The sequence below is a fragment of the Streptomyces sp. WAC06614 genome (assembly GCF_003949795.1).
In the GTDB taxonomy this organism is placed as follows: Bacteria; Actinomycetota; Actinomycetes; order Streptomycetales; family Streptomycetaceae; genus Streptomyces.
This window is the reverse complement of the sequence record NZ_RPRY01000685.1, coordinates 1-1265: the sequence shown is the minus strand read 5'-3', so window position 1 is coordinate 1265 and position 1265 is coordinate 1. Positions and strand designations below refer to the sequence as shown.

1 protein-coding gene is annotated in these 1265 nt (G+C 78.7%); it reads right to left on the bottom strand.

The window, feature by feature from the left end:
• Nucleotides 1-214 precede the first annotated feature (214 nt).
• Nucleotides 215-1265 (bottom strand): ABC transporter ATP-binding protein (locus tag EF918_RS35875; RefSeq protein ID WP_148141363.1); only part of this gene is annotated, 1051 nt, incomplete at its 5' end.

Here is a 1265-nt window from a genome sequence, read left to right as displayed (position 1 = left end):
GGGGCGGGGCGCTCCCGGCGCGGGGGCCGCGCCGGGGAGTCCGTATCGGCCTCCAGGTACGGCGTGGCCGCGCCCGCGGTCAGGGCGAGGACCGCCCACGCCGCCGGCCACCACCGTCGGCGCCGTCCGCCGTGGACCGGTCTGCTCATCGCCTCCGCCACCCTCCCCGGCGCGCCGGACCTCTTGTGCCGTGCCCGCCGGAGTCCGTTCAACGTCAGAGCGCGACGAGGGTCACCTCGGTGGCCTTGACGCTCGTCCAGATCTCCGAGCCGTCCTTCAGGCGGAGTTCGGTCGCCGCCTCGGGGGTGATCTCCGCGACCAGCTCGGGGGCTTCGGGGGAGGTGATCAGGACGCGGAGGCGGCTGCCCACCGCGGTGATCTCGCGGACGGTGCCCGGCCAGACGTTGCGCGGGCTGCCCGCCGGGCGGGAGCGGTGCACCGACACGGCCTCGGGGGCGATGATCGCCAGGGCTCCGGTGCCCTCGGGCAGGGCCTCGGCGACGACCAGGCGGCCGCCGTCGGCCAGGGACAGGCCGCCGGCGGTGGCCGTGCCGGGCCAGGCGTTGCGGCCCAGCATGCGGGCCACCCAGGGCGAGCGGGGGTGCCGGGTGACCTCGGCCGGGGCCGCGTCCTGCAGGGCCCGGCCGTCCGCCAGGACCAGGACCCGGTCGGCCAGCGACACCGCCTCGACCGGGTCGTGGGTGACGATCAGGCAGACCCCGTCGAACCCGGCCAGATGCGTCCGCAGCATGTGCCGCACCTGGGCCCGGGTGGTCTGGTCGAGGGCGGCCAGCGGCTCGTCGAGCAGCAGCAGCCGCGGCCGGGCCGCCAACGCCCGGGCCAGCGCGACCCGCTGGGCCTGCCCGCCCGACAACTGGGCCGGCCTGCGCCGCGCGAGCCGGCCGACCCCGAGCCGGTCCAGCCAGGCCTGCGCCTCCCGCCGGGCCTCGGCCCGCGGCACGCCCCGCGCGCGCAGCCCGTACGCGGTGTTGGCCAGCGCCGACAGGTGCGGGAACAGCGCCCCGTCCTGCGGGACCCAGGCCACGCCGCGCCGGTGCGGCGGCAGATCGGTCACCTCCACGTCGCCCAGCCGCAGCACGGCCCGGGACCGCGGGGTCAGGCCCAGCAGGGCCCGCAGCAGCGTGGTCTTGCCGGCCCCGTTCTCGCCGACGACGGCGATGGTCGTGCCCGGCTCGGCCGCCAGGTCCAGCCGGTTGAAGCCGGTCACCTCGGCGCGCAGCGGCCACCGCCCCCCGCCGTCGGCC